Source organism: Amycolatopsis albidoflavus (genome assembly GCF_039525725.1).
GTDB classification, from domain to species: Bacteria; Actinomycetota; Actinomycetes; order Mycobacteriales; family Pseudonocardiaceae; genus Amycolatopsis; species Amycolatopsis albidoflava.
In genome coordinates, this window is the sequence record NZ_BAAAHV010000009.1 from 148,286 (window position 1) to 171,975 (window position 23,690).

A 23,690-nucleotide genomic window follows, 5' to 3' on the forward strand; every position below is an offset into this window, starting at 1 on the left:
GCGGGTCCGGTCGATGCTGCCCGGAGAAAGGCGGAGAACAATGGGGTTCAAGACAGGGGATTTTCCCCCGGTCGATCCGGAAACCTTCCTGCGGAAGCCACTGTTCGAACGGACCAAGGCGCTCGCGCTGCACTGGGTCCAGTTCGGCTTCGGCTCGCCCAAAATGATTCCGGCCACATACGTGGTGAAGCTGCTTTTCCTCTACGTGCTGGCCGGGGTGGCGCTGGTGACCGCGACGTCCGGCGTCGGCCCGTTCTGGGACGTCGCCGCGTGGTGGCACGAGCCGGTCGTTTACCAAAAGCTCGTGCTGTGGACGGTATTGCTGGAAGCGATCGGCGTCGCCGGTTCCTGGGGACCGATCGCGGGCAAGTTCAAGCCGATGACCGGCGGGATCCTGTTCTGGGCGCGGCCCGGGACAATCCGGCTGCGACCGTGGAAGCGCGTGCCGTTCACCAAGGGCGACCGGCGAAACGGCTTCGATGTGCTGCTGTACCTGGCTTTCCTCGCGACACTGCTGACCGCGATCGTGCTGCCCGGCGTCCCGGACGCTGCGTTGTCGGCCGCGCTTCCGGGCAACACCTCAGGGCTCGTGCGTCCGGAATTGCTGATCGCGCCGATCGTGCTGTACGTGCTGAATGGCTTGCGGGACAAGACCGTTTTCCTTGCCGCGCGCGGTGAACAGTATCTGCCCGCGTTGGTGTTCTTCGCCTTCCTTCCGTTCGTGAACATGATCATTGCCGCGAAACTGCTGATCTGCCTGGTCTGGATCGGCGCGGGCGTCTCGAAGTTCGGCAAGCACTTCACGAATGTGGTGCCGCCGATGGTGTCCAACAGCCCGTGTGTGCCGTTCAAGTGGCTGAAGCGAGCGCATTACCGCGATTTCCCGAACGACATCCGGCCGTCGAAGCTCGCGTCGTTCATGGCGCACGTCGGCGGGACGACGGTGGAAATCATTACCCCGCTGGTGTTGCTGTTCTCCACCAATCACTGGGTCACGCTCGCCGGCGTCGCGCTGATGGTGGTCTTCCATCTGTTCATCACGTCCACCTTCCCGCTGGCCGTGCCGCTGGAGTGGAACATTCTCTTCGGCTACCTCGCGATCTTCCTGTTCCTCGGCTTCCCGGCGAGCGCCGGATACGGCGTCGGCGACATGACGCCGGGCTGGCTCGCCGTCGTGATCGCGGCCGCGCTGCTGTTCTTCCCGATCCTGGGCAACCTGCGGCCGGACCTGGTGTCGTTCCTGCCGTCGATGCGGCAATACGCGGGCAACTGGGCGTCGGCGCTGTGGGCGTTCGCGCCGGGTGCCGAGGCGAAGCTCAACACATTGCCGCACCGGCCGACGAAGAACCAGGTCGACCAGTTGCAGGAGATGGGCTACCCAGCCGAAATCGCCGAGATCACCATGCAACAGACGATCGCCTGGCGGTCGATGCACAGCCAGGGCCGCGGGTTGTTCTCCGTGCTCGCGAAGAACCTGCCGGACCTCGACGCGCGGACCGTGCGCGAGGCCGAGTTCGGCTGCAACTCGATCCTCGGGTTCAACTTCGGCGACGGGCATCTGCACGGCCGCGACTTCGTCAACGCGGTGCAGAAGCGGGTCGGGTTCGCGCCCGGGGAGTGGATCGTGGTGTGGGTCGAATCGCAGGCCATCCATTCAAAGGTGCAGCATTACCAGGTGATTGACGCGGCGCTGGGCGTGATCGAGCGCGGCCACTGGACGGTGGCCGACGCGGTCAACGAACAGCCGTGGCTGCCGAACGGTCCGATTCCGCTCACCGTCACCTGGACCGCTCACCAGGCCAAGACCGGCAGCGTGCTGGCATGACTACGGCGGTGGTGGTCGGCAGCGGTCCCAACGGGCTCGCCGCGGCGGCCGTGCTGGCACGCGCCGGGGTCGACGTGACGGTGCTGGAGGCCGCTGACGAGATCGGCGGCGGCGCCCGCACCTACGAGGCGATCGTCCCCGGCCTGCTGCACGACCACTGCTCCGCGACGCATCCGATGGCGGTCGGCTCTCCGGTGCTGACCGGCCTCGGGCTCGACCGGTACGGCCTGCGCTGGCGGCTGCCGGAGATCGACTGCGCGCACCCGCTCGACGACAGCACCGCCGGGGTCCTGCGGCGCTCGGTCTCCGCCACCGCCGCCGGGCTCGGTCCGGACGAACGTCGCTGGTCGGCGCTGTTCTCCGCATCGGCGCAGAACTACGACGCGCTGAGCGAGGACATCCTCGGCCCGCTGCTGCGGGTGCCGAAACATCCGTTGCTGCTGGGCAGATTCGGCCTGCCGACGGTCGCTCCGGCGACCGTGCTGGCCCGGTACTTCCGCACTGAACAGGCTCGTGCGCTGTGGCTCGGCGTTGCGGCACACGCGTTCCGGCCGTTGGACCGTCCGCTGTCGTCAGCGATCGGGCTCGGCATTCTCACCGCGGGTCACCGGCACGGCTGGGCGGTGGCTGAGGGCGGGTCGCGGGCGATCAGCGACGCATTGGCCGCGTTGGTGGCCGACTTCGGCGGGAAGATCGAGACCGGCGTGCGGGTGCAGGCGGTTTCGCAGCTGCCGCGAGCGGATGTGGTGGTGTGGGACGTCGGACCTCGCGCACTGGCATCGGTGCTCGGCGATCGATTGCCGCCGCGGATCCGGCGGGCGTACGAGCGGTTTCGCTACGGTCCCGGTGCGTTCAAAGTGGACTTCGCGGTGCAGGACGGGATTCCGTGGCGCTCGCCGGAAGCGCGGGCGGCCGGGACTGTCCACTTGGGAGGTTCTGCGGCGGAAGTCGCTTCAGGTGAGCGTGAAGTGCACAATGGACGGATGCCGGATCGGCCGTTCGTGTTGCTGGGTCAGCAATACTTGGCCGATCCGTCGCGTTCGGTCGGGGATGTGCATCCGGTGTGGGCGTACGCGCATGTGCCGCATGGCTACTCCGGCGACGCGACCGAGGCGATCACCGCACAGATCGAACGGTTCGCGCCGGGTTTCCGGGAGCGCGTCATCGGTTCGGTGACCACGTCGTCGGCGGAATTCGCTGCGGGGAACCCGAATTTCGTCGGCGGAAATATCCTCACCGGAGCGAAAGACGTGCGACAGCTGGTGTTCGGGCCGCGGGCGACCCTGCAGCCGTACGATGTCGGCGTTCCAGGCCACTTCGTGTGTTCCGCGGCCACGCCGCCGGGACCGGGCGCGCACGGGATGTGCGGCAGTCACGCGGCGGCGCGGGCGTTGCGGTATCTGCGGCGATAGGGACTAGCGGAGCAGGACGCCCGGGTTCAGCACTCCGGCCGGGTCGAGGGCGTCCTTCGCCGCGGACAGGGCGGCGGCGAACGGGTCCGGGCGCTGCCGGTCGTACCACGGGCGGTGGTCGCGGCCGACCGAATGATGGTGGGTGATCGTGCCGCCGTTGGCCAGAATCGCCTCGGACACCGCGGTTTTCAGCTCGTCCCACTGCGCGACGGTGCTGCCCCAGCGGCCGGTCGCGTAGATGCCGTAGTACGGCGCGGGGCCGTCCGGGTAGACGTGGGTGAACCGGCAGGTCACCACGCCCGCGCCGCAGATCTCGGCGATCGCCGCGTTCGCGGCCGTCGTGACTGCCTCGTGCAGCGACTCGAACGCGTCCCAGGTGCAGGCCGTTTCGAAAGTCTCCACCACCATCGACCGGCGGGCGAGCGCGTCGCGCTGGTACGGCATCCGCAGGAAGGCCGATCGCCACGCCGAACCGGATTCGCCGCGCCGGGCGGTGACGGTGCCGCCGTGGTCCGCGGCGAGTTCGAGCGCGCGGTCCAGCCAGGCGTCCACCGGATGGTCGGCGGACTCGAACGCGAGCAGCAGCAAGCCGTCCGCCTGGACGCCGGTGTTGAGGAACGCTTCCGCCGCGTCGAGGAGGCGGCAGTTCGATGGGTACAGGCCGGACTGGGCGATCGCCCGGGTCGCTCGTACTGCGTCGGCGTACTTAGTGAAGCTCACCGACGCTTTCGCCTGCCAGCGGGGACGTTCCTGCAGCCGCATCCACGCTTCGGTGATCACGCCCAGTGTGCCTTCCGAGCCGAGGAACAGCCGATCCGGCGACGGTCCGGCCCCCGAACCGGGCAGCCGTCGCGACTCGCTGACGCCGGCCGGAGTCACGACGCGCAGGGACTCGGTGAGGTCGTCGATGTGCGTGGCCAGCGTCGCGAAGTGGCCGCCGGCGCGGGTCGCCAGCCAGCCGCCGAGCGTGGAGTGCGTGAACGACTGGGGGTAGTGCCGCAGCGTCAGGCCGTGCGGGCGGAGCTGGTTCTCCAGGGCAGGCCCGTGCACCCCGGCCTGGATGCGCGCGGTGCGGCTCGTCCGGTCGATCTCCACGACCTGGTCGAGGCGGCCGAGGTCCAGCGACACCGCGGGCGCCGGGAAACGCGGTTCGACGCCGCCGACGACGGAACTGCCGCCGCCGTAGGGGATTACCGGCGTGCCGCTGGTGGAACACCAATCCAGGAGGTCGAGCACGTCCTGCTCGGACTCCGGGCGCGCGATGATGTCCGGCACCGCCTCGACCCGCCCTTCCAGATTCCGGACGACGTCCCGGAAGGCCTTGCCGCGCGCGTGCGACAACCGGTCGGCCTGGCCGGTCGAGCACAGCCGGGCCAGCGCGGCGGGCGGGCGGAGCCGGGACGGCGGCGCCGGCAGGTCGTCCGGCGAGGGAGGAGCGTGGTCGGTGAAGTCGTGGGCGGGAAGGAAGGCGGACGTGCGCGCGACCAGCGCTTCCGATTCTTCGGCGGTCAGCGCTTCTTCGGTGTCGCCCCAACCCCACCAGGACCGTGTCATCCGACTGCTCCCTTCCGAATTGACCCTAGAGTAACTTACTCTAGGGTAATAGGCACTGAGGAGGAAAGATGAGCGTGCTGACCGCTGCCGCGCCGTTCGTGGTGAACCGGGTGCTCCCTCGTTTCGACCAGCGGATCGAGGAGTCCGCGAAGCCGTTCGACCGGCCCGGTCTGCTGCGGCCGCATCCGGACTCGCGGACCTGGGCGTGGACGCACTACGGCATCTTCGTGCCGGAACTGCCCCGGCCGCACCGCTACCTCAACACCATGACGCTGATCGGCAGCACCGGTGCGGTGTGTTTCGACAACGATTACCTCGCTACCTCCGATGCGCGCCGCACCACCACTGTCTTGTCGTCTACTGCCGCGTCTGGGCATCATCACTATCAGGCCTACGATTCGCACACTGAATGCCGCTTCGCGGAGGACGGTTCGCGGCTGGAGTGGGATTCAGATCTCGCGATCGAAGCGGCACATCCGTCGTATCAGGTGCATGCGCGTTACGACGGGTTCTCGGCGGATCTGGCGATTACTGCTACGCCGCAGGTTTCCTGGTTCGTGCGGAACCCGGCGTATGACCACTTGAGTTTGCTCGCGACCTTTACCGGGATGATTACCGACGACACTGGCGAGACCGAGATTGGCGGGCTCTGCACTGTCGAGTACGCGCGATCGGTTTCGCCGCAAGCACTTCGGCGTACGCCGTTGCCGCCGCGGTTCAAGCTGCCGATCGACTTCTTTACCTATCAGATCATCAATCTCGATGACCGGACCCAGTTGTTGCTGACCGATGTTCGGGCGGCTGGGGCTACGGCTTGTCGGCTTGCCTATGTGCGCACGCTTGACGGGGATGCCGCGGTGTTTCGTGAGGTCCAGTTCGAAGTGGACTATCGGGGCGAGCCGGAAGTTGATCCGCGGGGGCGGGAGATGCGGGTGCCGGAGCGGTTTCGGTGGACGGTGCGGGACGGGGCGGAGGAAGTTGTGGTGGTGGAGGCCGTTGTGGACAGTCCATTGCGGTACGGGCATGGGCGCGGTTATGTCGGCGCGTACACGTATTCCGGCGCGTTTCGGGAGCGGGCGGTATCGGGGAGCGGATACTTCGAGTGGGTGGATTGCGAAGTCAGCCGCGCAGGGAGGTGAGGATTCTCGCGCAGCGTTGGGTGGTGGTTTCGGCGGTTTCTTCCGGATGCTCCAGCCACCAGTTGACGGTGGCGGCTACCGCGCTGTACCAGATTCGGGCGAACAGGGAGGCGTCCGCGGGGTCGGCGAAACCGGCTGTGGACAAGGCTTCTTGGGTGCCTTCCGCGCCGAGTGCGGACAGTTTGCGGCGGTAGGAGCGGGCCGCTTCGTCTACTGCGGAGTTCGGGGGGAGGGTGGGGTCCCAGAGGACTGCCCAGTCCAGGCGGCGGGGTTCCAGGGTGCGGAAGATGGCGTCCAGGGTGTCCAGGGCTCGGGTCAGGCCGGTGCCGGTTTGGGCTTCGGTGACCGCGTCGACCAGCGGGGCCGCGCCTCGGTGCAGGCAGGCGAGGTAGAGGCCGTCTTTGGACTCGAAGTAGCCGTAGACGAGCGGTTTGGAAATTTCCGCCCGGCGGGCGATGGCGGCTACTGAGGCGTGGGCGTAGCCCTGGGCTCCGAACTCCTGGACAGCGGCGTCGAGGATCAGCCGCTCCCGTTCGGGGCGCGGCATTCCTTTGCTGCCTGCCGAATTTGCCACGGGGTCAGCATAGCTGATGTCGGCTGCTGAGCTGTTGGGTCCATTGTGGACTCCGGAGTGCGGTGGTCGGGTAGGCTGCTCGCACAGGTTTTCGCGAGGCAGGGGAGTGTCGCTGTGTCTACTCATCATCTTGTGCTTGACGGCGCGGACATCGTTTACGACGTGCATAACCGGCCGGTTTCGGAGGTGGACCGGCCGTTGGTGATGATCGGGCAGCCGATGGATGCCAGCGGGTTCGGGACGCTTGCGGGGTTGTTCCCGGAGCGGGCGGTGGTTACTTACGATCCGCGGGGGCTCGGGCGGAGTACTCGGTCTGACGGGGGTACGGAGAATCGGCCTGAGGTGCAGGCTGGGGATGTGCATGCGGTGATTTCGGCTCTCGGGGTGGGGGCTGTTGATCTGTTCGCCAGCAGTGGCGGGGCGGTTACTGCGCTGGCGTTGGTGGCTCGGTATCCGGGGGATGTGGTGAAGGTGGTCGCGCATGAGCCGCCGGCTATCGCGGCGTTGCCGGATGTCGAGGGGGCGGCTCGGGCTTGTGATGCGGTGACTGAGCGGTATTTGGCTCGGGGGTGGGGGTATGGGATGGCTGCGTTTATCGCCATGACCAGTTGGGTTGGGGAGTTTACTGAGGAGTTCTTTGCGCAGCCTGAGGTTGAGCCTGGGCAGTTTGGGTTGCCTGCCGAGGATGACGGGAAGCGGGATGATCCGTTGTTGTCCGCGCGGTCTCGGCCGGTTATTGATTTTGTGCCGGATTTTGCCGCGTTGAAGGCTGTTGAGGGGCGGGTTGTGCTGGCGGTGGGGGAGGAGACCGGGGAGACGTTTACTGGGCGGACTGTTCGGGCTCTCGCGGCTCGGTTGGGGGTGGGGGTGACTGTGTTTCCTAGTCATCATGGGGGGTTTCTTGGTGCGGAGAATGGGTATCCGGGGCAGCCGGAGGCGTTTGCTGTTCGGTTGCGGGAGGTTTTGGGGTGATTGCTCGTCGCCTGGCGGCGACATTGCTTCTGAGTGGGGGCCACCACCCCGAAGTTTTATTGTCCTGACGGTTCGGGGGTGCTTGTCAAGGCGGGAAAGATGCCTTGACAAGCACCCCCGAACCGCAGAGGAGGCTTCGTATCGGGGTTGGGGGCGGGGTGGGTGCCTCCATGGGTGGGTGCATCGGCGGCGGTTCGCTGGTGGTGGTGGGGCTAGCGCCAATGTGGCATTGGGTGCGTGGGGTGCACCGAATGCGGCGTTGGGTGCGTGGGGTGCACCGAATGCGGCGTTGGGTGCGTGGGGTGCACCGAATGCCACATTGGGTGCATCTGACGCGCGGAACGCTTCATTGGGGCAGATCGCGGCGGCGAGCGGGCGGGGTCCGTGAAGGGCTCCTTGAGGGAATCTAAGTCCGTGAAGGGGTCCCTCACGGACCTCCGCTGGGCGTGAGGGGAACCCTGAGGGACTCTGAGTCCGTGAAGGTGGCCCTCACGGAACGCGCGAACCAAAGGGGGTGGGGTGCGCGGATTGCCAAGACCTCTGCCTGCGACGACAAGGCGATCGGGCGCCGAGCAAGCACACTGGGGCGCTGCGGGGCAACGGGAGCCTCGCAGTGGATCGGGAGGCCTGGGATGGCACAGCAGTCGACACCGGAGGCCGTCGGGGGGCGGCTTCGCGCTAATGCGCTCGGGACTGGCGGGATCGCGTTTCTCGTGCTGGCGGCCGTCGCGCCGTTGACGGGGATGGTTGTCATCGCGGGGCTGGGGATCGCGCTCGGCAATGGCGGCGGGATGCCCGCGTCGTTCCTGATCGCTGGGGTTGTGCTGTTGTTGTTCGGCATCGGGTATGCGCGGATGAGCCGGTACGTGTCCAATGCTGGCGGGTTCTACGCATATCTTGTCGCGGCGCTGGGGCGGCCGGCCGGGCTTTCCGGGGCGTTCGTTGCGTTGGCTGGGTACAACTGCTTCGTGGCGGGGGCCGTCGGGACGTCTGGTGCGTTGACGGGAGGTGTCGTCAACCGGGTCTTTCATCTTGATGTGCCGTGGGAGTTTTGGGCTGGGTTGTCGGTGGTGGCGGTCTTTTTGCTGAGCCGGCGCGGGGTTGACGTTTCGGCGAAGGTGCTGGCCGTTTCGTTGATCCTTGAGGTCAGCATTTTGGTCGTGTTCGACGTCGCGGTGCTGGTGAAGTCCGGGTACTCGTTCAGTGCGTTGTCGCCCGCGGTCGTGACGTCGGGGTCGATCGGGCTGGGATTGTTGTTCGCTGCCACGTGTTTCATCGGGTTCGAGGCGACTGCGTTGTTCAGCGAGGAGGCGCGCGACCCGAACAAGTCGGTGCCTCGTGCGACCTATATCGCGGTGATCGCGATTGGCGTGTTCGCGGCGGTCACGTCGTTGGCGTTGGTGAGTGCGATCGGGGTGGGCAACGCGAAATCGGTGGCGCAGGACCATCTTGCGGCGGGCGATCTGTTGCTTGCTACGTCGCAGGACGTTCTAGGGACCGCGCTCACCGATGTCATGCAACTTCTGCTGGTGGTCAGCCTTTTCGCCGCGTTGCTGGCGTTGCATAACTCGGCCAGTCGCTACATCTACGCGCTTGCTCGAGACGGTGTGTTGCCGAAGGCGTTGGGGCGCACGGTTTCTGGTACGCCGCGTAACGCCAGTGCGGCGCAGATCGGGTTCGCTACCGTGGTGGCGGCGATCTTCGCGGTGCTGGGGCTCGACCCGGTCGCGTTCTTGACGTCGTCGATGACCGGGTTCGGGACGTTGGCGATCCTCGTGTTGCAGGCGATGGCGTCGATCGCGGTGGTGGTGTTCTTCCGGCAGCGGCGGGATCCGCATTGGTGGAGCACGTTCATCGCGCCGGGGCTGGGCGGGGCCGGGTTGATCGGCGTGATTGTGCTTGCTGTTCTGAACTTTCCGACCATGGCTGGGTCGGACGCGGCGTGGATTGGCCTGTTGCCGTGGTTGTTGCCGATTCTGATTGTCGCTGGGCTCGCGATGGCGGTCTATTTGCGACGGAGGCGACCGGAAACGTATGCGGCGTTGGGGCCTGAAGTGCATTGAGTCGCTAGTGGACTCAGCTTTTCGTCTTGGCTCGGTTGGCGCCCCAGCTGGCGATTGCTACGCCGACGAGCGTCAGCGCCAATAAGGCGATGAGCTGACCGGTCCATCCGCCGGGGACCCAGTCGAACGCGCCCCACAGTTGGCGTGCGTCGTGGTCGAAGAAACTGCGGATCGCGGCTTGTGCGCATACGACTGTGATCACCATGCCGACCGTTTGCACTGCCGTGTAGCCGCCCTTGCTCATGTGTTCTCCCTAACTCGTGGTGGCTCAAGTGTGGCGGTCGCGCCCACAACACGCATCGGACCTGCGGAGCGAACCGGGGCCGACCAAAGTCGAGGGTTACGACTTTGGTCTAAAGCGACGCTGTGCCGTGGGCGGCTGCACGGGGCGGGCGGATCGGCGAAGATGGGTGGGTGATCGTTCCGCAGGTCAGGCTCAAGCCGTGGCAGCAGGGGTGGCGGCTGGTCGTAGCCGCGCTGCTTGGTGCGTTCGCCTGGTTCGCGGTGGCCGCTCAGCTGCCGGAAGGCTCTGAGGACCCGCGGATCGGGTGGCTGCTCTTCGGCGACCCGATCATCGGCGTCGGGTGCCTGGTCGCGACGTTGTGGCGGCGGAAGTATCCGCTTTCGATCGCGACTGGGGTGGTGATCGTCTCGGCGGTGTCGTCGTCCGCGGGAGGTGCGGCGCTGCTCGTGCTCGGGTCGCTCGCCACCCGGCGGCGGCCGCTTGAGACCGCGTTCATCGGGTTCGCCTGCATCGCGACGGGAGCGGTCACCGAAGGGATTTACCCGCGCGGCGCCGATCCCGACCCCTGGTGGCTGTCGGTGGCGTTCATCGTGCTGATCACCGGCATCGTCGTGGCGGTCGGGGCGGCGATCGGGGCGCGGCGCGAGGAGTTGCAGTCGCTGCGGGAACGTGCGGAGAGCGCGGAACGCGAGCAGGTCGCGCGGGCGGCGGAGGCGCGGATCGTCGAGCGGCACCGGATCGCGCGCGAGATGCACGACGTCCTCGCGCATCGGGTTTCGCTGGTCGCGATGCAGGCCGGGGTGCTGGGGCATCGGACGGATCTGGACCCTGACCAGGTGTCGCTGCTGGCCAAGGGGATCGCGGACGGCGCGCATCAGGCGTTGGAGGAGTTGCGGGAGGTGCTCGGCGTACTGCGGGCGAGTCCGGGTGGGCTCGAGCCGCCGCAGCCGTCGCTCGCGACTTTGCCCGCACTGGTCGCGGACGCCCGGGCGCTCGGGGTCAACGTCGCCTACACCCCGGAATCCATCGGTACGCCGCCGGATCTGCTTGCCCGCACGGTGTACCGGATTGTCCAAGAAGGACTGACCAACGCCGGGAAACACGCACCTGGCGCGGAAGTGCGTGTCACAGTGGAGGGCGAGGAAGGCGACGGCTTGCGCGTGACCGTGCGGGATTCGGGCGCGGCGAGGGGCGAGAAGCCGCCGCCGTCGGCGGGGTTCGGGTTGCTGGGGCTGTCCGAGCGGGTCGAGCTCGCCGGTGGTGAACTTGACCATCACGCGGACCCCGGCGGCGGGTTCGTGCTGACCGCGTGGCTGCCGTGGCCTGCCCGCGGCGAAGGGAGCGAGTGAGTGGACCGGGTGCGGGTCGTGATCGTCGACGACGATCAGCTGGTGCGGATGTCGTTGCGGCTCATGCTCGACGGCGAAGCCGACCTGGAGGTCGCCGGCGAGGCCGCGGACGGCGACGCCGCCATCGCCGAGGTCCGCCGGATCCGGCCGGACGTCGTGCTGATGGACGTGCGGATGCCCGGCCGCGACGGCCTGAGCGCGACCGAGGCCATCCTCAGCTGGCCGGACCCGCCGCGGATCCTGGTGCTGACCACCTTCGACTCCGACGAGATGGTGCTCGGCGCGCTGCGGGCCGGGGCGCTCGGGTTCGTGCTCAAGGACACCCCGCCGCCGGACATCCTGGCCGCGGTGCGCTCGGTCGCGGACGGCAACCCGGCGTTGTCCCCGGCCGCCACCAGCAGGTTGATCACCGCGGCGATGGGGCCGCGCTCGTCGGAGACCCGGCGTACCGCGCGGGAGGCGGCGCAGGCGAGGCTGGCCGCGTTGACCGAACGCGAACGGGACACCGCGCGGGCGATCGCCGAGGGGCTGTCGAACGCCGAGGTCGGGGAACGGCTGCACATCAGCGTGGCGACGGTGAAGGCGCACACGAGCAGCCTGTTCGCGAAGCTGGGCGTGGTGAACCGGGTGCAGATCGCGCTGGTGGTGCGCGACAGCGAGGAGTGAGCAATGCGCAAATCTCCGCGACAAGCCGCACGCGCGCAGGTATTCGGAAATGAGAGCGTGTTCGCTGATGGAATGCGAATCGGTCGATCGGGAATAGTCTGACCGGGTAATTTACGCTGTTTGTCGCAGCGACCACTGCGGCAGGCGCGCCGGTCGCCGACAACCAGAACAGCCTCACCGCCGGTGCGCGCGGGCCGGTCCTGCTCCAGGATCTCTGGCTGGTGGAGAAACTCGCGCACTTCGACCGCGAGGTGATCCCGGAACGGCGGATGCACGCCAAGGGATCCGGTGCTTTCGGCAAGTTCACCGTCACCCACGACATCAGCGGCTACACCAGGGCGGCGTTGTTCAGCAAGGTCGGCAACGAGGTCGAGACGTTCGTGCGGTTCTCCACCGTCGCCGGGGAACGCGGCGGACGCCGAACGCGACATCCGCGGGTTCGCCGTCCGGTTCTACACGTCGCAAGGCAACTGGGACCTGGTCGGCAACAACACGCCGGTCCTCTTCCACCGCGACCCGCTGAAGTTCCCCGACCTCAACCACGCGGTGAAGCGCGACCCGCGGACGAATCTGCGCGACGCGGAGAACAAGTGGGGGTTCTGGACCAACCTTCCCGAGGCGCTGCACCAGATCACCATCGTGATGAGCGACCGCGGCATCCCGAAGACCTACCGGCACATGCACGGCTTCGGCTCGCACACGTTCAGCCTGATCAACGACGCGGGCGAGCGGCACTGGGTGAAGTTCCACCTGCGCACCCAGCAGGGCATCGAGAACCTGACGGACGGGGAAGCGGACGCGCTCATCGGCGAGGACCGCGAATCGCACCAGCGCGACCTGTACGACGCCATCGAGCGCGGCGACTATCCTAAGTGGACGCTATATGTGCAGCTCATGCCGGAGGCGGAAGCGGCGACCTACCGGTTCCACCCGTTCGATCTGACGAAGGTGTGGAGCAAGAAGGACTACCCGCTCGTCGAGGTCGGTGAACTGGAGCTGAACCGCAATCCGGAGAACTACTTCGCCGACGTCGAGCAGGCCGCCTTCACCCCGGCCAACCTGGTGCCGGGCATCTCGGTCAGTCCGGACAAAATGTTGCACGGCAGGCTGTTTTCCTACGGCGACGCGACCCGCTACCGGCTCGGCGTGAACCACCACCAGATCCCGGTCAACTGCCCGCACGCGGCGGCGCTGGTGAACACCTACCACCGCGACGGCGCGATGCGGGTCGACGGCAACCAGGGCGGGGTGCCGAGGGTGCAGCCGAACTCCTTCGGGCGGTGGGCGGAGCAGCCGCAGTACGCCGAGCCCGCGGGGGCCGCTGGTGCGGTCGCGGATCGGTTCGACTATCGCGAGGACGACGACAACTACTTCGAGCAGCCCGGCACCCTGTTCCGGCTGCTCGACGACGGCGCGCGGCAGCGGCTTTTCGAGAACACCGCGCGGGGGATCAAGGGCGCGCGGAAGGAAACGGTCGAACGGCATATCGACAACTGCGCCAAGGCCGATCCAGCTTACGGCGCCGGCGTACGAAAGGCCTGCGAGGAGATCGGCGCCCTCTAACCCCCTCCGGTTCCGTTCGCCGCCGGCTTCGCTGTCCGTGAGGGGAACCCTGAGGGACTCTGAGTCCCTCAGGGTTCCCCTCACGGACGGTCAGTGACGCAGTTGTTGGCGGGCGGTCAGGCGGGTGCCTGCACGTGTTCCGGGCAGTCGGTGCGCAATTCGGTCAGCGCCAAGGGTTTCCGCATCAAGTGGCAGTGGTGCGGAGCCCTCGGGTCGGGATGTTCGTCCCGCCCGAAGAACCGGCACGTCGTGCACACCCGGGCCACGCTGATCGCGCCGTCGCGCTGCAGATCCGCGATCACCCGCAACAACGTATTCAGTGTGGTGGCCCGATCCGGTTCCGGCACCGCGGCCAGCGATCGCACCAGCTGCTGATCCCACGCCGACAACGAGGCAGCGACCTCGAAGCCGCGGTCGGTCAAAGTCAGGAGGCGGCGGCGTCCGTCCGAACCCGGTGAGCGCGTGAGGAGTTCCTTGCGTTCCAGCGTGCTGACCGCGTCGGACATCGTCGGCGTGGTCACGTCGAACTCCGCGGCCAGTGTGTTCACCTCGCGCCGCGTCGCGGGCTGGCGGGACAGGGACAGCACCGCCTGTTGTTGCAGCGGCGAAAGGCCCTGCGTGCGGGCGCTGCGCTGGGAAAGCGCGCGCAGTCCGTTCCCGAGCCGCTCGACGGCGTCGGCCAGCCGGCGGTCGAGGCCGGGTTCGTGCTCGGGCATGCGCGCCGCCTCGCGGTCAGGATTCCTTGGCGCTCATGATAAGCGACGGCACGGAAGAAGGCCGGGACCACACGGCCCCGGCCCCCTCCCTCGCCAGTTGGCTCAGACGAGTTTCTGCGCCTCCAGCAGCGCGTCCCGAAGGATCTGCTCCATTTCGTCGAACTCCGCCTGCCCGGCGATCAGCGGCGGGGCGAACTGGACGACCACGTCGCCCCGGTCGTCCGGACGGCAGTAGAGGCCGCGGTCGAACAGCGCGCCCGGCAGGAAGCCGCGGACGAGGCGTTCCCGCTCGTCGGCGTTGAACGTCTCGCGGGTCGCCTTGTCCTTGACCAGTTCGACCGCCCAGAAGTAGCCGTCGCCGCGGACGTCGCCGACGATCGGCAGGTCCAGCAGCTTGCCGAGGGTCGCTTCGAACGCGCCCTGATTGTCCAGTACGCGCTGGTTGAGCCCCTCCCGTTCCATCAGGTCGAGGTTCGCGAGCGCGACCGCGGCCGACACCGGGTGCCCGCCGAAGGTGTACCCGTGCGGGAAGCCGACTCCCGCGCCGAGGAACGGCTCCATCACGCGGTCCGACGCGATCAGCGCGGCGATCGGGCTGTAGCCGGAGCTCAGCCCCTTGGCGCAGGTCAGCAGGTCCGGCTGGAGGCCGAACTTCTCGCTGGCGAACGTCGTGCCGTGCCTGCCGAACGCGCAGATCACCTCGTCGGCGACCAGCAGCACGTCATGCCGGTCGCAGATTTCCCGCACCCGTTCGAAGTACCCGGGCGGCGGGGTGAGGCAGCCGCCGGAGTTCTGCACTGGTTCGAGCACGACCGCGGCGACCGTGTCCGCGCCCTCGAACAGGATCGCCTCCTCGATCCGGTCCGCGGCCCAGCGGCCGAACGCCTCGAGGTCGTCGGCGAACTCCGGATGCCGGTACAGATTGGTGTTCGGCACGCGGAAGCCGCCCGGCGCCAGCGGTTCGAAGTCCTTCTTCATCGCGGGCAGGCCGGTGATGGCGAGCGCGCCGTGCGGGGTGCCGTGGTAGGCCACCGCGCGGCTGATCACCTTGTGCTTGCCGGGTTTTCCGGTCAGCTTGAAGTACTGCTTCGCGACCTTCCACGCGGACTCGACCGCCTCGCCGCCACCGGTGGTGAAGAAGACGCGGTTGAGGTCGCCCGGCGCGAGGTGCGCGAGCCGTTCGGCCAGTTCCGCCGCCGGTTTCGTGGCATAGCCCCAAATCGGGAAGTACGCCAGCTCGTTCGCCTGCTGTGCGGCGACTTCCACGAGCTCCCGGCGGCCGTGCCCGGCCTGCACGACGAAAAGCCCGGCCAGCCCGTCGAGAATCTTGCGGCCGCGGTCGTCCCACACGTGCACGCCCTCGCCACGGGTGATCACCGGGACCGGCGAGTCCTGGTAATTTCCCATGCGGGAGAAGTGCATCCACAGGTGCCGGGCTGCTGCCGACTGAGTGTCCATCGCAGATCCCTTCTCAGACGTTCTGCGGGAAGCCGAGGTCGAGCCCGCCCTGTTCGGGGCCAGGCCAGCGGGTGGTGACGACCTTGGCGCGGGTGAAGAAGTGCACGCCCTCGCCGCCGTGCGCGTGGGTGTCGCCGAACAGCGAGTTCTTCCGGCCGCCGAACGAGTGGTAGGCCACCGGGACCGGCACCGGGACGTTCACGCCGACCATGCCCGCCTCGACGTCGGCGGAGAACCGGCGGGCCGCGCCGCCGTCGTTGGTGAAGATCGCCGCGCCGTTGCCGTACGGCCCGGCGTTGATCAACTCGATCGCGTCGGCGAAGGTCTCCACGCGGACCACCGAAAGCACCGGGCCGAAGATCTCGTCGGTGTAGATCGGCATGTCCGGGCGGACGTGGTCGAACACCGTGGGGCCGACGAAGAATCCGTTGCCGTCCGCGTCGAACTTGCCCTCGCGGCCGTCCAGCACCAGCGTCGCGCCTGCTTCGGCACCGGCGGCGATGTAGCCGGACACCCGGTCCTTCGCCGCTTCGGTGACCAGCGGGCCCATGTCGCAGCCGCGGGTGCCGTCGCCGGTCACCAGGGTCTTCGCGCGGTCGGCGATCCGCGGCACCAGCGCGTCGGCGACGTCGCCTACCGCGACCACCACCGACACCGCCATGCAGCGTTCGCCAGCAGATCCGAAACCGGCGCTGACTGCCTGGTCGGCGACCAGGTCGAGGTCGGCGTCGGGCAGCACCACCATGTGGTTCTTCGCGCCGCCGAGCGCCTGGACGCGCTTGCCGTTCGCGGTGCCGGTCTCGTAGACGTACTGCGCGATCGGGGTCGAGCCGACGAACGAGACCGCTTCGATGTCCGGGCTGTGCAGCAGCGCGTCCACCGCGGTTTTGTTGCCGTGCAACACGTTGAACACGCCCTCGGGCAGCCCGGCTTCGCGCCACAGCTCGGCGAGCCAGTTCGCGGCGGTCGGGACCTTCTCCGACGGCTTCAGCACGACGGTGTTCCCGGCCGCGATCGCGATGGGGAAGAACCACATCGGGACCATGGCGGGGAAGTTGAACGGGGAGATGATCGCGACCGGGCCGAGCGGTTCGCGCAGCGACGTGACGTCGATGTCGGTGGACGCGTTGGCCGTCGCCGCGCCCTTGAGCAGCTGCGGGATCCCGCAGGCGAACTCGACGACCTCCAGGCCGCGCGCGACCTCGCCCGCCGCGTCGGACAGCACCTTGCCGTGTTCGGCGGTGATGATCGCGGCGAGTTCGGCCGATCGGGCGTCGAGCAATTCGCGGAACCGGAACAGCACGCGGCTGCGCCTCGCCAGAGAAGTCCTGCGCCAGGCGGGGAACGCGGCCTTCGCGGCGGCGATCGCGGCCTCGGCGTCCGCGGCCGAGCCGAGCGGCACGCGCGCGGTGACCTTCCCGGTCGCCGGGTTCGTGACGTCCCCGTAGCCGTCCGGCGCGCCTGCTGCCTCACCGCCGGCGATCCACTGGGACAGCGTCGGCACGGAATCGCTCATCGAGCCACCTTTCTTCCTGGTCTTCGCCCTCTGAGGGTCCCTCCCGGACGGGTCGCGGGTAACCGACGAATCGTCGGATTGACGGGTCTTTGCTTTACAGATCGTCGGGTTATGCTGACGTCGTGCACCTGACCTTGCGAGACGTCCTCGAGCTGCCCGTGATGGCCGCCGGGTCGCCGGTCGTGCGCTCGGCGGCGGACGCGGTCGACGTGCCGGTGCGATCGGTGCACGTGAGCGAGTTGAGCGACGTCGCCGGGACGCTGACCAGCGACGTTCTGGTGCTCTCCATCGGGAGGGCGTTCACCGAGCCGGGCTTCGACGCGGTGGCCTACGTGCGGTCGCTCCGGGACGCCGGCGCGATCGGGCTGGTCGTGGAGCCGGGGCAGCATCTGAAGGCGGTGCCCAACGCTCTGGTTCAGGCCGCTCGCGCCGCGCGATTTCCGCTGGTGGAGCTGCGCAGCACGGTCCGCTTCATCGAGGTGACCGAGATCGTGCACGCCCGGATCGTCAACGCGCATTACGAGCGGTTGCGGCTGGCCGAGCGCGCGCACGAGGCGTTCAGCACGGTCGGTTCGGCTTCGCAGGCACCGGACGCGGTCCTCGCGCACGCGGCGGACTTGATCGGGTTGCCGGTCGTGCTGGAGGACCGGACGCATCGGGCGCTCGCGTTCGCTGGCGTCGGTTCGGCGGAATCTCTCCTGCGCGATTGGCCCGCCCGGTCCCGGCGGGTGCCGTTTTCCGCGGCGACCGAGGTGGGCGGTCCGGAGAGCTGGATGTGCACGCCGGTCGGGCCGCCGCGCGAACGCTGGGGCCGACTGGTCGTGCCCGCTCGGTCGGCGGAGCAGCCGGCGGCGTGGATGGTGCTCGAACGCGCGGCGGAGGCGCTGACCGTCGGGAAGTTGCTCGAACGCTCGCCGCTGTCGGTGGAAATCGAAGCGCAGGGCGATTTGCTGCGGGACCTGTTGCATGGTGCGGACGAGGGTTCGGTCCGCGCGCGGGCTCGGGCGTTGGGGCTGGCGTCGGCGACGTACTACGCGGTGCTGGTGTGCCGTCCGGCTCGGGCTGGGCAGGAGCGGGCACTGCTGGACGCGGTGCTGACCAGCGACGGGATCGGCGGAGTGCTGGCCGAGGGTCGGGTGGCCGCGGTGTTCCCGTGTTCTTCGGTGTCGGCGGAGAAAGCGTTGCTGGAGCGGGTGGTTGCCGGTGTTCCAGCTGGGTTGGCGGCGGCTTTCGGAGCGGCAGGGCCGGTGCGCCGGCTCGGTGAGTTACCGGCCGCGCTGCAGGAGGCGGTGCATGTCGCGGACGTCGAATCGCCTGGTGCGCCTGGGCTTCGGCGGGCTGGTGACTTGGGGGTGCGCGGGTTGTTGTGGTGGTTGCGGGAGCATCCGCGGTTGCATGAGTTCACCGAGGCTCAGTTGCGGCCGTTGCTGACGTTGCCGGAGCCGCGGGCTGGTCGGGTGTTCGGGACGTTGCGGGCGTTTGTCGAGTCGGGTTATTCGATGACTGAGTTCGCGAAGGCGTTGAATTTGAGCCGCCCGGCGGCGTATTCGCGGTTGGCGACGGTGGAGCGGTTGCTGGGGGTGGATCTGTCCGATCCGGACACGCGGCTTTCGTTGCACCTGGCGGTTTTGGCGCACGGGCACCGTGATTCAGCTTCCGGCGCCCCAGCGCAGTGAGAGGCGATCGGCGGCGCGTTCGGTGCTGATGTGCATCATGCTGCCGAGAATGGTCGCGCGGTCGATGACGACGATCGTGCCGTCCGGGGTGCTGGTGGTGCGCTCGCTGACCAGGACCGGGGTGTTGACGGGCTCGGCGAGGAGGCGGGCGAGCTTGTCGTCGAGGGCGTCCGGGCGGATGGTTTCGGCGGCCCTATCGACCACGACGTCCAGTTCGGACAGTGCACTGTAGAGCGAGACCGTGGTGAAATCCTTGTCCCGCAAGCGTTCTCCGTGCGGGGGAGCGATCCAGGACACCTGATGGATTGCCCGGCGACCGCCGAACTCGCGCACTCGCTCAAGGCGCAGGCCGGAATCGGTGGCTCGAGCCTGCAGCCGAGCCGCGACGCGCGCGGGCAGCCGCCGCACTGATTGGCTGACGACTTCGGTGCGCACGACGTAGCCCTGATCGCGCAGGTCCTCGGTGAAGCTGCGCAGGGAGCCCAGCTGGTACGAGGCCGGTGTGGACGCCACGAAGGTGCCGCGGCCGGGTTGTTGCACGATCAGGGCTTCGTCGCTGAGCTCGCGCAGCGCTTGCCGGAGCGTCATGAGCGTGACGCCGTAGGACGCGCTGAGCTCCCGTTGTGGCGGCAAGGCCGCACCGGGCGCGTACTCCCCGGCGCGGATCTTCGCGGCGAGATCCGCGGCGATCGCTCGGTATCGGGCCATGCGCGTCCGTTCTGGTCCAGTCTGGCTTGACCAGCGGATTCTAGTCCAGCGCGGCTCGCAGGGTCGCGACGTACTCGCCGACCCGCTCCGGACCAGCGCCGTCGAGCACCCGGCGCATGATCGCCGCGCCCACGATCACGCCGTCGGCCACGCGCGCGGCCTCGGCGGCGTGTGCGGGTTGGGAGATCCCGAAGCCGACGAGGACTGGCAGGTCGGTGGCGTTCTTCAGCCGGGTGGCCAGGTCGATCGCGGAGGCGGGCAGGTGGTCGCGTTCGCCGGTGGTGCTCATGGACGAGACGGCGTAGACGAAACCTCGGCTCCGCGCGACGATCTCTTGCGCGCGGTCGGCCGGCGTCGCGGGGGAGACCAGCAAGGCCAGGTCTATTTCGTCCTCGATCGCGGGTACTTCCTCCAAGGGAAGATCCGGCACGATCAGGCCCTCGACTCCGGCTTCTTTCAGATCAGCGCAGAAACCCTTGCGGACGGCCAAGTTGGCGTAAGTGCTCACGATGACCGGAACGTCCACTGTGGTCTCTGACAGGGCATTGAGGACACTTCGCGGGGTCGTTCCGTTGGCTAGTGCGACGTTCGACGCCTCTTGAATGGTCACGCCGTCCAATGTCGGGTCGGAGAACGGGATGCCGACTTCGATCGCGTCCGCGCCCGCCGAGGCCAGCGCCGGGAGGTAATCAGTCCACTGTGGAGTAATTCCGCCGGTGATGTACGGCATCAGGATTTTGCGGTCGGTTTTCATGCGCGGGACTCCTCGGAGCGGGCGATGAGCGTGGCGATGTCCTTGTCGCCGCGGCCGGACAGGGTGAGCAGCACCGTCGAGCCCGCCGGAAGATCCGGCGTACCAGCGGCTTCGGCCACCCAGGCAAGCGCGTGCGCGGATTCGAGCGCCGGGATGATTCCTTCGGTACGAGCCAGTTGCGAGGCCGCGGCGACCGCTGCTTCGTCGTTGACCGCGACGTATCGAGCCCGGCCGAGGTCGCGCAGGTGCGCGTGTTCCGGTCCGACGCCCGGGTAGTCCAGCCCGGCCGCGATCGAATGGGCTTCGAGGATCTGCCCGTGCTCGTCCTGCAGGAACAGCGATCGCGAACCGTGCAGCACCCCGGCCTGACCGAACGTCGCGCCCGAGCCGCCGATCGCTTCCACTCCGACCAGCCGTGCGCTGGTGTCGGCGAATCCCGCGAAAGTGCCCGCCGCGTTGGACCCGCCGCCGACGCACGCGACGACGAAATCCGGGATCGCCGCGTACTGCTCACGGGCTTCCTCGCCGATCACGCGCTGGAATTCCCGCACCATCCACGGATACGGATGCGGCCCGACGACGGAGCCGAGGCAGTAGTGCGCCTCCTCGGTCGAGCTGACCCAGTGCCGCATCGCCTCGCTGGTCGCGTCCTTGAGCGTGCGGCTGCCGCTCGAGACCGGGACGACCTCCGCGCCGAGGTAGCGCATGCGGAACACGTTGTGCGACTGGCGTTCGACGTCCTGTTCGCCCATGAACACCGTGACCGGCAGGTCGAGCAGCGCGCCCGCGGTGGCCGTCGCGACGCCGTGCATTCCGGCCCCGGTCTCGGCGATCAGCCGCCGCTTGCCCATCCGCCGCGCGAGCAGCGCCTGGCCGACCGCGTTGTTGATCTTGTGCGATCCGGTGTGCGTGAGGTCTTCCCGCTTCAGCGCGACGCGCACGCCGAGTTCGGCGGACAACCGCTCGGCGGGCGTCAGCGGCGTGGGCCGGCCGACGTGTCGGGCGAGCATTGTCTGGCGTTGCTCGCGGAAGCCGGGGTCGACCCAGGCCTTCTCGAACGCGTCGGCGACTTCGAGGCAGGCGGGCACCAGGGATTCCGGCACCCAGCGCCCGCCGTACTCCCCGAAGCGTCCTTTCCGGGTCGGGGTGCGCATGGGGCATCTCCTTAGAGTTCTATAACTTTCTCCACAGTTATAGAACTCTTGACGGCAGAGTGCAAGCCTCTCAGCGCTGCCGCAGGATCTCGACGCCGTCGCCGTCCAGGTCGTCGAGATACGGGGAACGGCCGGTCATCGCCATGATCAGCGCGAGCGTCGAGCCGGACACGAGAGGTCCCGCGCCGCCGGAAAAGTCACTGTCGGTCGCCACGAGACGGAGGCCTTGGACGCGTCCTTTGGCGAGTACGACGAGGTCGGAGCCGCGGTAGTAGCGGGCCACCGTCGTGAGGGTGCCGATCGGATGCGCACGGCGAATCCCGAGCGGACGGCGGATGTCCTCGCCGTGCACGACGATCTCGCCCAGCATCGCGACCACCGGCAGCGGCGGTTTGGTGGTGCTGGCGACGATCCGGCGGAAGCGGGCCAAGGTGTCGGCCGGGCTGTAGCCGAGATGCTCGGCCAACCGCATCGCGACCTGCCGATCGAAGTCGAACCGGCAGCGGAGCACGCCCGCCAGCCAGCGCGCCGGCGTGAGCGACGCGCCCGCGGTGAGGTGGGCCAGCACCTCCCGGACGGAGAGTCCTTCGCACAGCGAAGGCGTGCTCCAGGAGACGTCGGCGAGGTCGTCGGCCAGCGCGGCGCGTTCGGCGTGGATCTGTGGCCAGGTGGCGGTCATTCCGGTTCTCCTTGGTCGTGGTTGCCAGGTGAGACCGGCCGGATGAGGCAGAATCGTCGGTCGTGGCGGAATTTTCTTCCGAAGCCGCGTTCACCCGTGCGGTGGCCCCGTTGCGTGCGGAATTGCGTGCGCACTGTTACCGAATGCTCGGCTCGATCCACGACGCCGACGACGCCGTGCAAGAGGCGTTGCTGCGAGCGTGGCGCGGATTGCCCGGGTTCGAGGGCCGGAGCGCGCTGCGCACCTGGCTATACACGGTCGCCACGCGCACCTGCTTGGACCTCATCGAGCAACGCGGCCGCCGCGCGCTGCCGGTTGATCTTGGCCAGTCGAGCGAACAAGTCGTGTTCGAGGCCCCGCGCGCCGACGTGGCCTGGCTCGGCCCGTGCCCCGACTTTCCTGCGGCGAGCTACGAACAACGCGAGGCGGTCGAGCTGGCTTTCGTCGCCGCGTGCCGCCACCTGCCGGGCAATCAGCGGGCGGCGCTGCTGCTGTTCGACGTCCTCGGGTTCTCCGCCGCCGAGATCGCCGCGATGATGGAAACGTCAGTGACCTCGGTGAACTCCGCCCTGGCCCGCGCCCGCCGGACCCTCTCGGCCCACGTCCCCGCGCGCACTCAGCAGCAGACGCTCCGCACCCTCGGCGACGCCCGTCTCCAGGAACTGGTGACCAGCTTCGCGACTGCCCTCACCAGCGGCGATGTCGACGGCCTGGTGCGCTTGCTGACCGAGGACGTCACCTGGTCGATGCCGCCGCTGCCGCACTGGTACCGCGGCCGCGACGCCGTGACGGAGTTCGCCGTCCAGGTCCCGATGACGCGCTGCCCGAGCTGGCGCTTCCGGCTGACCAGCGCGAACGCCCAGCCCGCGGTGGCCTTCTACCTCGGCGGTTCGGCGGCTCTTCCGCACGAGGCATGGTCGATCACCGTCCTGACCCTGCGCGGCGACCGGATCCGCGACCTCACGTCGTTCCTCGGCGCGGAGCATTTCCCGGCCTTCGGGCTGCCCGCGTCGGTCATGCCTTAGGCGCCGCCCGGACGTGCGCGCGCTGCCCTTGCCGTCCGATCAGGCACAGATACTCGACCGGTTCCGCCGAAGCCGCGCCGAACCAGTGCGGCACCCGGGTGTCGAATTCCGCTGCCTCGCCGGGCGAAAGCGTCATGTCGTGCTCGCCGAGAACCAGTCGTAACTGTCCATTGAGGACATAGGTCCACTCGTAGCCCTCGTGTGTTTTGGGATCCGGTTCCTGCTTTTTCCGTTGCCCGGGCAGGATGAACTTGTATGCCTGGATCCCGCCAGGACGGCGAGTCAACGGCAGGATCGTCACGCCGTCGGCGCAGCTGATCGGGCGGAGGTGGATACGCGGATCGCCGGTCTGCGGGGCGTCGACCAGCTCGTCGAGGGTCACGCCGTGCGCGCGGGCCAGCGGCAGCAGCTGTTCCAGGGTGGGCCGCCGATTGCCGGACTCCAAGCGCGACAACGTGCTGGCCGCGATTCCGGTCCGCTCGGCCAGTTCGGCGAGCGTGACCTCCCGTTTGCGGCGCAGTTCGCGCAGCCGGGGGCCGACTGCGTCCAGGGCCTGGTCGTCGTCCATCTTCCGAGTTTGACAGATTGGCAAGATTGCTTGCCAGTCGTGCCGGCGGGTTTGCAAGGTGGTACCAGGAAGCAG

General features: G+C 68.3%; 20 protein-coding genes and 1 pseudogene. 10 read left to right on the forward strand and 11 right to left on the reverse strand.

The window, feature by feature from the left end; all coding sequences use genetic code 11:
* The first annotated feature begins 40 nt into the window (after positions 1-40).
* Both ABD156_RS12605 and ABD156_RS12610 read left to right on the forward strand, forming a co-directional pair.
* A complete protein-coding gene (locus tag ABD156_RS12605; protein WP_344271149.1) occupies positions 41-1,825 on the forward strand; it encodes a DUF3556 domain-containing protein in 1,785 nt (594 codons plus the stop codon).
* Positions 1,822-3,237 (forward strand): phytoene desaturase family protein, encoded by a 1,416-nt coding sequence (locus ABD156_RS12610; RefSeq protein WP_344271151.1) that lies wholly within the window; start codon positions 1,822-1,824, stop codon positions 3,235-3,237. The genes ABD156_RS12605 and ABD156_RS12610 overlap by 4 nt, the downstream gene beginning before the upstream one ends.
* Positions 3,238-3,240: 3 nt before the next feature.
* On the opposite strand, the gene ABD156_RS12615 is transcribed toward ABD156_RS12610, so the two are convergent.
* Positions 3,241-4,791: an FAD-binding oxidoreductase gene (locus tag ABD156_RS12615; protein ID WP_344271154.1), complete on the reverse strand. Its 1,551-nt coding sequence runs from the start codon at positions 4,789-4,791 to the stop codon at positions 3,241-3,243.
* A gap of 68 nt (positions 4,792-4,859) precedes the next feature.
* Between ABD156_RS12615 and ABD156_RS12620 the strand changes: the two genes are divergently transcribed.
* Positions 4,860-5,930, forward strand: coding sequence for a DUF6670 family protein (locus tag ABD156_RS12620; protein ID WP_344271156.1), 1,071 nt, complete (start codon positions 4,860-4,862; stop codon positions 5,928-5,930).
* Here ABD156_RS12620 and ABD156_RS12625 read toward each other — a convergent pair.
* A complete protein-coding gene (locus ABD156_RS12625) occupies positions 5,911-6,504 on the reverse strand; it encodes a TetR/AcrR family transcriptional regulator (protein WP_344271158.1) in 594 nt (197 codons plus the stop codon). The two genes, ABD156_RS12620 and ABD156_RS12625, sit on opposite strands and share 20 nt — an antisense overlap.
* A 114-nt stretch (positions 6,505-6,618) precedes the next feature.
* On the opposite strand from ABD156_RS12625, the gene ABD156_RS12630 reads away from it, so the two are divergent.
* Positions 6,619-7,476 carry an alpha/beta fold hydrolase gene (locus ABD156_RS12630; RefSeq protein ID WP_344271161.1) on the forward strand — a complete coding sequence of 286 codons (858 nt, stop codon included), beginning with the start codon at positions 6,619-6,621 and terminating at the stop codon, positions 7,474-7,476.
* Between the two features lie 632 nt (positions 7,477-8,108).
* On the forward strand, positions 8,109-9,539 hold the full coding sequence (locus ABD156_RS12635; RefSeq protein ID WP_344271164.1) for an APC family permease: 1,431 nt from the start codon (positions 8,109-8,111) through the stop codon (positions 9,537-9,539).
* Positions 9,540-9,552: 13 nt separating this feature from the next.
* Here the strand turns inward: ABD156_RS12635 and ABD156_RS12640 are convergent, their stop codons facing one another.
* On the reverse strand, positions 9,553-9,783 hold the full coding sequence (locus ABD156_RS12640) for a hypothetical protein (protein WP_344271167.1): 231 nt from the start codon (positions 9,781-9,783) through the stop codon (positions 9,553-9,555).
* A gap of 170 nt (positions 9,784-9,953) precedes the next feature.
* Between ABD156_RS12640 and ABD156_RS12645 the strand changes: the two genes are divergently transcribed.
* The 3 genes and pseudogenes from ABD156_RS12645 (at position 9,954) to ABD156_RS12655 (ending at position 13,361) form a co-directional block, all read left to right on the forward strand.
* Entirely contained in the window at positions 9,954-11,132 is a 1,179-nt protein-coding gene (locus tag ABD156_RS12645; RefSeq protein ID WP_344271169.1) for a sensor histidine kinase, read from the forward strand.
* Entirely contained in the window at positions 11,133-11,798 is a 666-nt protein-coding gene (locus ABD156_RS12650) for a response regulator (protein ID WP_344271172.1), read from the forward strand.
* Positions 11,799-11,914: 116 nt separating this feature from the next.
* Positions 11,915-13,361, forward strand: a pseudogene (locus tag ABD156_RS12655) (catalase).
* Between the two features lie 116 nt (positions 13,362-13,477).
* Here ABD156_RS12655 and ABD156_RS12660 read toward each other — a convergent pair.
* The 3 genes from ABD156_RS12660 to ABD156_RS12670 all read right to left on the reverse strand — a co-directional run bounded on the left by ABD156_RS12660 (position 13,478) and on the right by ABD156_RS12670 (position 17,051).
* Positions 13,478-14,077, reverse strand: a complete 600-nt coding sequence (locus tag ABD156_RS12660; protein WP_344271174.1) for a MarR family winged helix-turn-helix transcriptional regulator — start codon at positions 14,075-14,077, stop codon at positions 13,478-13,480.
* 102 nt (positions 14,078-14,179) lie between these two features.
* The gene (locus ABD156_RS12665) at positions 14,180-15,535 is read right to left on the reverse strand and encodes an aspartate aminotransferase family protein (RefSeq protein ID WP_344271177.1); all 1,356 of its coding nucleotides are present in this window, start codon (positions 15,533-15,535) and stop codon (positions 14,180-14,182) included.
* Positions 15,536-15,548: 13 nt separating this feature from the next.
* Positions 15,549-17,051 carry a CoA-acylating methylmalonate-semialdehyde dehydrogenase gene (locus ABD156_RS12670; protein WP_344271180.1) on the reverse strand — a complete coding sequence of 501 codons (1,503 nt, stop codon included), beginning with the start codon at positions 17,049-17,051 and terminating at the stop codon, positions 15,549-15,551.
* Between the two features lie 122 nt (positions 17,052-17,173).
* Between ABD156_RS12670 and ABD156_RS12675 the strand changes: the two genes are divergently transcribed.
* Positions 17,174-18,727: a PucR family transcriptional regulator gene (locus tag ABD156_RS12675; RefSeq protein WP_344271184.1), complete on the forward strand. Its 1,554-nt coding sequence runs from the start codon at positions 17,174-17,176 to the stop codon at positions 18,725-18,727.
* On the opposite strand, the gene ABD156_RS12680 is transcribed toward ABD156_RS12675, so the two are convergent.
* From ABD156_RS12680 to ABD156_RS12695, 4 genes are all read right to left on the reverse strand, one after another.
* Positions 18,701-19,435 carry a GntR family transcriptional regulator gene (locus ABD156_RS12680; protein ID WP_344271186.1) on the reverse strand — a complete coding sequence of 245 codons (735 nt, stop codon included), beginning with the start codon at positions 19,433-19,435 and terminating at the stop codon, positions 18,701-18,703. The two genes, ABD156_RS12675 and ABD156_RS12680, sit on opposite strands and share 27 nt — an antisense overlap.
* A 40-nt stretch (positions 19,436-19,475) precedes the next feature.
* The gene (trpA, locus tag ABD156_RS12685) at positions 19,476-20,189 is read right to left on the reverse strand and encodes a tryptophan synthase subunit alpha (RefSeq protein WP_344271189.1); all 714 of its coding nucleotides are present in this window, start codon (positions 20,187-20,189) and stop codon (positions 19,476-19,478) included.
* Positions 20,186-21,343, reverse strand: a complete 1,158-nt coding sequence (gene trpB / locus ABD156_RS12690; protein ID WP_344271192.1) for a tryptophan synthase subunit beta — start codon at positions 21,341-21,343, stop codon at positions 20,186-20,188. Before trpB ends, trpA begins: the two co-directional genes overlap by 4 nt.
* A gap of 70 nt (positions 21,344-21,413) precedes the next feature.
* Entirely contained in the window at positions 21,414-22,022 is a 609-nt protein-coding gene (locus ABD156_RS12695) for a maleylpyruvate isomerase family mycothiol-dependent enzyme (RefSeq protein WP_344271195.1), read from the reverse strand.
* A gap of 62 nt (positions 22,023-22,084) precedes the next feature.
* Between ABD156_RS12695 and ABD156_RS12700 the strand changes: the two genes are divergently transcribed.
* Positions 22,085-23,047, forward strand: coding sequence for a sigma-70 family RNA polymerase sigma factor (locus tag ABD156_RS12700; protein WP_344271197.1), 963 nt, complete (start codon positions 22,085-22,087; stop codon positions 23,045-23,047).
* Here the strand turns inward: ABD156_RS12700 and ABD156_RS12705 are convergent.
* Positions 23,037-23,615, reverse strand: coding sequence for a helix-turn-helix domain-containing protein (locus ABD156_RS12705; RefSeq protein WP_344271199.1), 579 nt, complete (start codon positions 23,613-23,615; stop codon positions 23,037-23,039). The two genes, ABD156_RS12700 and ABD156_RS12705, sit on opposite strands and share 11 nt — an antisense overlap.
* Between the last annotated feature and the right edge of the window lie 75 nt (positions 23,616-23,690).

What these genes read in the sequence shown, in the direction of transcription:
- ABD156_RS12605 (WP_344271149.1), top strand. Translation starts at nt 41, where the DNA reads ATGGGGTTCAAGACAGGGGATTTTCCCCCGGTCGATCCGGAAACCTTC.
- trpA (WP_344271189.1), bottom strand. Translation starts at nt 20,189, where the DNA reads ATGAAAACCGACCGCAAAATCCTGATGCCGTACATCACCGGCGGAATT.
- ABD156_RS12640 (WP_344271167.1), bottom strand. Translation starts at nt 9,783, where the DNA reads ATGAGCAAGGGCGGCTACACGGCAGTGCAAACGGTCGGCATGGTGATC.
- ABD156_RS12635 (WP_344271164.1), top strand. Translation starts at nt 8,109, where the DNA reads ATGGCACAGCAGTCGACACCGGAGGCCGTCGGGGGGCGGCTTCGCGCT.
- ABD156_RS12705 (WP_344271199.1), bottom strand. Translation starts at nt 23,615, where the DNA reads ATGGACGACGACCAGGCCCTGGACGCAGTCGGCCCCCGGCTGCGCGAA.
- ABD156_RS12610 (WP_344271151.1), top strand. Translation starts at nt 1,822, where the DNA reads ATGACTACGGCGGTGGTGGTCGGCAGCGGTCCCAACGGGCTCGCCGCG.
- trpB (WP_344271192.1), bottom strand. Translation starts at nt 21,343, where the DNA reads ATGCGCACCCCGACCCGGAAAGGACGCTTCGGGGAGTACGGCGGGCGC.
- ABD156_RS12670 (WP_344271180.1), bottom strand. Translation starts at nt 17,051, where the DNA reads ATGAGCGATTCCGTGCCGACGCTGTCCCAGTGGATCGCCGGCGGTGAG.
- ABD156_RS12695 (WP_344271195.1), bottom strand. Translation starts at nt 22,022, where the DNA reads ATGACCGCCACCTGGCCACAGATCCACGCCGAACGCGCCGCGCTGGCC.
- ABD156_RS12620 (WP_344271156.1), top strand. Translation starts at nt 4,860, where the DNA reads ATGAGCGTGCTGACCGCTGCCGCGCCGTTCGTGGTGAACCGGGTGCTC.
- ABD156_RS12665 (WP_344271177.1), bottom strand. Translation starts at nt 15,535, where the DNA reads ATGGACACTCAGTCGGCAGCAGCCCGGCACCTGTGGATGCACTTCTCC.
- ABD156_RS12615 (WP_344271154.1), bottom strand. Translation starts at nt 4,791, where the DNA reads ATGACACGGTCCTGGTGGGGTTGGGGCGACACCGAAGAAGCGCTGACC.
- ABD156_RS12660 (WP_344271174.1), bottom strand. Translation starts at nt 14,077, where the DNA reads ATGCCCGAGCACGAACCCGGCCTCGACCGCCGGCTGGCCGACGCCGTC.
- ABD156_RS12680 (WP_344271186.1), bottom strand. Translation starts at nt 19,435, where the DNA reads ATGGCCCGATACCGAGCGATCGCCGCGGATCTCGCCGCGAAGATCCGC.